Genomic DNA, 6,313 nt, shown 5'->3' with positions numbered 1-6,313 from the left:
TTGCATATGTATGCGAAAATATGCAGCAATGACTTTATTAATAGATAAGATAAAAACCATGCGCAATACAGAAAAACAAGACAACTTAGTTCGCGCTTTTAAGGCATTACTGAAAGAAGAACGCTTTGGTTCTCAAGGTGAAATCGTTGACGCTCTGAAACATGAAGGTTTTGAAAGCATCAATCAGTCTAAAGTTTCACGTATGCTAACCAAGTTTGGTGCTGTGAGAACTCGCAATGCCAAAATGGAAATGGTTTATTGCTTACCTGCAGAACTCGGGGTTCCTACAGTATCGAGCTCATTGCGAGAACTTGTTCTCGATATCGATCATAACGCTGCACTCGTAGTTATTCACACAGGCCCAGGCGCTGCACAGCTAATCGCTCGCTTGTTAGATTCATTAGGTAAGTCTGAAGGTATTCTCGGCGTTGTCGCTGGCGATGATACAATTTTCATTACCCCAACCCTTGCTGTCACTACAAAACAGTTATTCGAATCAGTGTGTGAACTCTTTGAATACGCAGGTTAAAAACCGAGCCAAACGTACTTAAAATCATTCCTAATTTTAATGGATCACGATTAATCATTTCTTCCGTGATCCATATCACATCCTAGAATATCCATCTTTCATTCCAATTCCTCGATCAAGTTATTGATTTTTAAAAACATAACCTTGTGAAAAGCATCATATTTCCGCAGCAAAACTTAGACTTATTTGCTATATGTTTTAACAATTGAGTAATTTTCTGCCAATTTTTGCTATTATTCAGCCACTTTTTCGTCGGACGGATTGAAAAAGGTGCCGTTTCCAGATAGGAAACTCCAGAAACAACTACACTTGTTTCAGGGTTAATAATGAATAAAGGAAGGGAAATTCATGGCATTTAACAAACTTATTAAAGTTGGTGCAATTGCAGCTGCTGTAATGGGCGCTGGCGCAGTTAACGCTCAAGAGTTCATCACTATTGGTACTGGTTCTGTAACTGGTGTTTACTACCCTACTGGCGGTGCTATTTGTAAGCTAGTAAACAAGGGCCGTAAAGATCACAACATTCGTTGTTCAGTAGAGTCTACTGGTGGTTCTATTTACAACGTAAACACTATGCGTGCCGGTGAGCTTGATTTCGGTGTTGTACAGTCTGACTGGCAATATCACGGCTACAACGGTACAAGTAAGTTTGCAGAACAAGGCGAATACAAGAAGTTACGCGCAATGTTCTCTCTACATACAGAACCATTCAACATTATTGCTCGCTCTGACGCAGGTATCGACAACGTTTCTGACCTTAAAGGTAAGCGCGTAAACATCGGTAACCCTGGTTCTGGTGACCGTGCAACAATGAGTGTTGTTATGGATGCAATGGGTTGGACTAACGATAGCTTCAAACTAGCATCTGAACTTAAAGGTTCTGAGCGTTCTCAAGCTCTTTGTGACAACAAAATTGATGCATTCATCTACATGGTTGGTCACCCGAACGGATCAATCAAAGAAGCAACAACTTCATGTGACGCTAAACTAGTTTCAGCATCGGGTGCTCAAATCGATAAAATCGTAGCAGATAACCCATACTACGCTTACAGCACAGTTCCTGCTGGTATGTACCGTGGTACTGAAGCTGACGTAAACAGCTTTGGTGTTGCTGCAACTATGGTAACTACGACAGATGTTTCTGACGAAGTTGCTTACAACGTTGCAAAAGCAGTGTTCGAAAACTTTGCTACTTTCAAACGCCTACACCCTGCGTTTGCTAACCTGAAGAAAGAAGATATGGTGAAAGCAGGTCTTTCTATCCCTCTTCACCCAGGTGCTGCTAAATACTACAAAGAAGTAGGTCTTCTAAAGTAACCTAACTTTAGCCTACTCAATCAATAAGGAGGCTTTGATCAGCCTCCTTATTGGGTTTTACGCTTCCTAAAACTATGTTTAGTAAAAATTAAAGTTAAGCGTGAAATGCGACACAACTTTAAGTCGTCTCACTTTGATGACTTACCTTCGATATACCTAAGAACAACCAAAACTCAGAGCAATTTTCCATCTATTCACTACACTAATAGATGCTAAATATGGTTCTAATTAGTCATTCATTTTGACTAGACCATCAATAATAAGGATAAAGTACATGACGCAGACAACGACACCGTCTTCAGATGTGCAAGAAATGGTGGCCCAATCCGATACTGGAGCAAGAAGTCCAAAAGGTCTTCAAGGTCGTATTTTATGGTTCGTGCCACTATGCTGGTCACTATTCCAACTTTGGTATGCTTCTCCGCTGCCGTTTATATTTGATTTTGCAGTACTCAATGATACTCAAGCGCGAGCGATTCATTTAACCTTTGCTGTATTTCTAGCATTTACTGCTTACCCTGCTTTAAAAAGCTCACCTCGAGACTACATCCCAGCGATTGATTGGGGACTTGCGCTTGCAGGTAGTTTTTCTGCTGCTTATATCTATATCTTTTATGCCGAGCTAGCCGATCGCTCAGGGGCACCTACTACATTTGATATTGTTGCAGCTGTAACCGGCATGGTACTTCTTCTTGAAGCAACTCGTCGTGCTCTTGGCCCACCACTAATGGTCGTAGCCGCAGTATTCCTGCTCTACACTTTTGGCGGCCCTCACATGCCAGACGTTATTGCACATAAAGGGGCAAGCCTAAACAAAGCGATGTCTCACCTATGGCTAACTACTGAAGGTGTATTTGGCGTTGCATTAGGCGTTTCGACTTCTTTCGTTTTTCTTTTTGTACTATTCGGTGCAATGCTAGAGCGTGCRGGTGCCGGTGCTTACTTCATCAAAGTTGCCTTCTCTTTACTTGGCCACATGAAAGGCGGCCCAGCAAAAGCTGCGGTTGTTGCTTCTGGTTTGTCTGGTCTGGTATCTGGTTCTTCAATTGCTAACGTTGTGACAACTGGTACGTTTACGATTCCTCTAATGAAGCGCGTTGGCTTCCCAGGAACAAAAGCAGGTGCGGTAGAAGTTGCAGCTTCAACTAATGGGCAATTAACACCGCCAATCATGGGTGCAGCGGCATTCTTGATGGTTGAATATGTGGGAATTTCTTACGTTGAAGTAATTAAAGCAGCTTTACTTCCTGCCCTGATTTCTTATTTTGCTCTGATTTACATTGTTCACTTAGAAGCATGTAAAGCAGGCATGACGGGACTTCCTCGTCGTCGTACTCCAACGATTGTTCAAAGTCTGCTTTCCTTCACAGGTACTATTTTAGGTCTGTGTGTGATCAGCGCAGCGGTATACTACGGTGTAGGTTGGACTAAAGACGTCTTCGGCGCAGCCGCGACTCCTATCGTTACTATCGCACTACTTATTTCTTATCTAGCTTTAATTCGCGTGTCTGCAAAGTATGCGAAAGAAGGCAGCATGGAAATTGATGCTGAGCTAACAGAAGTCCCTGAACCGGGTCCAACGATTAAATCTGGTTTACATTTCTTACTGCCTATCGTCGTTCTAGTCTGGTGTCTAACCGTTGAACGTTTCTCTCCAGGTCTGTCTGCGTTCTGGGCAACTGTGTTTATGGTATTTATCCTAATCACGCAGCGCCCTCTTATTGCAGTAATGTCTAAAACTGACGATATCGCAGAGCAAACTAAACAAGGTTTTGTCGACTTAGCAGAAAGCTTAGTTTCTGGTGCTCGTAACATGATCGGTATCGGTGTAGCAACTGCAGCTGCAGGTACGGTTGTTGGTGTGGTTACACTGACAGGTATCGGTTTGGTAATGACAGACTTCGTTGAGTTTATCTCCGGTGGTAGCATCATTCTCATGCTGCTATTCACTGCTGTTATCAGCTTGATCCTCGGTATGGGCTTGCCAACAACGGCAAACTACATCGTTGTATCAACGCTAATGGCACCAGTAATCGTAACTCTAGGTGCTGCGCACGGCCTTATCATTCCACTGATTGCGGTTCACTTATTTGTGTTCTACTTCGGTATTCTGGCCGATGATACGCCACCTGTAGGCCTTGCGGCGTTTGCAGCTGCGGCTATTGCAAAATCAGATCCTATTCGGACGGGTATCCAAGGTTTCACCTACGATATTCGAACCGCGATATTGCCTTTCATGTTCATTTTTAATACTCAGCTATTGTTGATGGGTATTGATTCATGGTGGCATCTAGCGCTGACGATTTTCTCTTCGATTACCGCTGTTTTGATTTTTGCTGCAGCAACACAAGGTTGGTGGTTTACTAAGAACAAATGGTGGGAAACCATCTTGTTACTAGTTCTAACTTTCTCTTTCTTCCGCCCAGGTTTCTGGTGGGACATGATTTACCCTGCGAAAGTTCTTTCACCTGGAGTTGAGATTACTCAAATAACTGAAAAACTTTCTGTGGGACAATCACTTGAGTTGAGAGTTGGTGGTGAAAACCTTGAAGGTGATTACTCAGAGAAAACTGTTCGCTTACCATTTGAAGAATCTGCAACAACTGGTGAAGAACGTGTTTCATCTATGGGTCTAATGCTTACTGAAAATGAAGGTAAGATGATCGTCGACATGGTTGAATTCGGAAGCCCTGCAGAAGCATCTGGTATTGATTTCGATTGGGAAATCAAATCTGTTATTCAAGATGCGGATCGCCCTATGAAAGAATGGGTATTCCTACCTTCTCTATTGATATTGATTGGTTTAGCAATGAACCAAAGAAGGCGTGCTCGTAAGGACGAAATCAGCGCGTAATGCATGGGGCTGAGACTAGCCCTTTGTAATGGAAAGGATAATGGTAGCACCTAGAATATAACTAGGTGCTCATTAAAAAGAGAGCAAAACATGTATAGACAAATCCTTGTTCCAGTCGACTTGAACGACAAAGGCTTTTCCGACAAAGCTGTTGAGCTTGCTGTTTGGCATGCAAAACACAGTAACGCTGAAGTTCATCTATTAAACGTTTTACCAGGCATTCACATGTCGATGGTCGCATCCTACTTCCCGAAAGATGCCGCTAATCAAATGAAAATGGATGTTAAAGCTCAACTAAAAGAGTTTGCTGACCAACATATTGATGACGAAGTCATTTACAAAGTCCATGTTGCGGAAGGTAAGACTTACTCGACTATTTTAGATTATGCAGAAAAACTTGGTGCAGATTTGATCATCATGCCAAGCCATAAGCGCTCTAAGATTGATAAAGTAGTGCTTGGTTCTGTCGCGAGCAAAGTTGTGCAGAATTCGCCAATCAACGTGTTGGTTGTGAAGCCACAAGGCTAAGCTAGAAGCTAGAAGCTAGAAGCTAGAATATTTAAAAGGTTGACGTGAAAGCGTCAACCTTTTTCATTGGAGGCAGGTTAATACTAAATAACGCGGTTTTTCGATAAACCTTGGGCAAAAGCATTTAGGTTATCGATAAGAATATCGGACAGATTTTGAATAGAAGAATCACTCCCCCACGCAACATGAGGAGTCAGTAAAAGATTAGGCATATCCATATTCTTTATTAACACGTTACTTTCATCCGCCGGTTCTTGAGTAAATACGTCAACACCCGCTCCTGCTATACACCTTTCTTTAAGCGCACACACCAAAGCTTCTTCATCGACTAACCCACCTCTTCCAGCGTTAATCAAAACAGACGAAGGCTTCATCATGTTCAATTCTCGTTCACCAATTAGGTTATGGGTCTCAGCCGTTAATGGGCAATGAAGAGTAATCGCGTCAGCTAATTGCATGACCAACTCAAACGGTAAATAGCCTTCCCTGCATTGCTCCGCCCCTTTGCGATCAGCAAACATCACATTCATGCCTAAAGATTTCGCCAAAGCAGCCGTAGCTTGCCCTAACCCGCCACTGCCTATCACTCCCAAAGTACTACCCGCAACATCTTGAATTGAATGAGTAAAGAAGCAAAACTGTTTATGACGCTGCCACTCACCTTCTTTTATATCTTGATGGTAACCAACGAGGTTGCGTTTTAGCGCAAACAACATAGCAATAACGTGTTCTGGAACCGATTGTGTCGCGTAACCTTGAATGTTAGTGACTGCTATTTTCGCTTGGGCGCAATAACTCAAATCCACATTATTGACGCCTGTTGCCGATACAGCCACTAAACGTAACTTGTCCGCACCAGTCAGATTATCCGCATTTAACACAACCTTATTGGTTATCACGATATCAGCGCTAGCAATACGCTCGCTAACTTGTTCAGGCTGGGTAAAGTCATACTCAATCCACTCATGGTCAAACTCAGGTACTTTGAGCTGAATTTGCGTAGGGATCGTCGCCCTATCTAAAAAGACCACGCTTAATCGAGACATATAACTTCCTTATTTAGAACACAGGTTGAAATGATTAGG

5 protein-coding genes are annotated in these 6,313 nt (G+C 42.7%); 4 read left to right on the top strand and 1 reads right to left on the bottom strand.

The genetic code is table 11. The features are described 5' to 3' along the window. The first annotated feature begins 58 nt into the window (after window positions 1–58). From argR to L4C33_RS04950, 4 genes are all read left to right on the top strand, one after another. Window positions 59–529 carry a transcriptional regulator ArgR gene (gene argR / locus L4C33_RS04965; RefSeq protein ID WP_428811344.1) on the top strand — a complete coding sequence of 157 codons (471 nt, stop codon included), beginning with the start codon at window positions 59–61 and terminating at the stop codon, window positions 527–529. 348 nt (window positions 530–877) lie between these two features. After that, window positions 878–1,846 carry a TAXI family TRAP transporter solute-binding subunit gene (locus L4C33_RS04960; RefSeq protein ID WP_428811342.1) on the top strand — a complete coding sequence of 323 codons (969 nt, stop codon included), beginning with the start codon at window positions 878–880 and terminating at the stop codon, window positions 1,844–1,846. Between the two features lie 274 nt (window positions 1,847–2,120). Beyond that, window positions 2,121–4,700 (top strand): TRAP transporter permease, encoded by a 2,580-nt coding sequence (locus L4C33_RS04955; RefSeq protein ID WP_428811341.1) that lies wholly within the window; start codon window positions 2,121–2,123, stop codon window positions 4,698–4,700. Between the two features lie 90 nt (window positions 4,701–4,790). Further along, window positions 4,791–5,228, top strand: a complete 438-nt coding sequence (locus tag L4C33_RS04950; protein ID WP_428811340.1) for a universal stress protein — start codon at window positions 4,791–4,793, stop codon at window positions 5,226–5,228. An 83-nt stretch (window positions 5,229–5,311) separates the two neighbouring features. On the opposite strand, the gene L4C33_RS04945 is transcribed toward L4C33_RS04950, so the two are convergent. Next, window positions 5,312–6,274, bottom strand: a complete 963-nt coding sequence (locus L4C33_RS04945) for a D-2-hydroxyacid dehydrogenase (protein WP_428811339.1) — start codon at window positions 6,272–6,274, stop codon at window positions 5,312–5,314. Window positions 6,275–6,313 lie beyond the last annotated feature (39 nt).

Origin of the sequence: Vibrio makurazakiensis, from assembly GCF_050337375.1 — a bacterium.
In the GTDB taxonomy this organism is placed as follows: Bacteria; Pseudomonadota; Gammaproteobacteria; order Enterobacterales; family Vibrionaceae; genus Vibrio; species Vibrio makurazakiensis.
This window is presented reverse-complemented; position numbering and strand designations above follow the sequence as displayed.

Excerpts from the sequence above, each read along its gene's own strand:
- argR (WP_428811344.1), top strand. The coding sequence starts at position 59 with ATGCGCAATACAGAAAAACAAGACAACTTAGTTCGCGCTTTTAAGGCA.
- L4C33_RS04950 (WP_428811340.1), top strand. The coding sequence starts at position 4,791 with ATGTATAGACAAATCCTTGTTCCAGTCGACTTGAACGACAAAGGCTTT.
- L4C33_RS04960 (WP_428811342.1), top strand. The coding sequence starts at position 878 with ATGGCATTTAACAAACTTATTAAAGTTGGTGCAATTGCAGCTGCTGTA.
- L4C33_RS04945 (WP_428811339.1), bottom strand. The coding sequence starts at position 6,274 with ATGTCTCGATTAAGCGTGGTCTTTTTAGATAGGGCGACGATCCCTACG.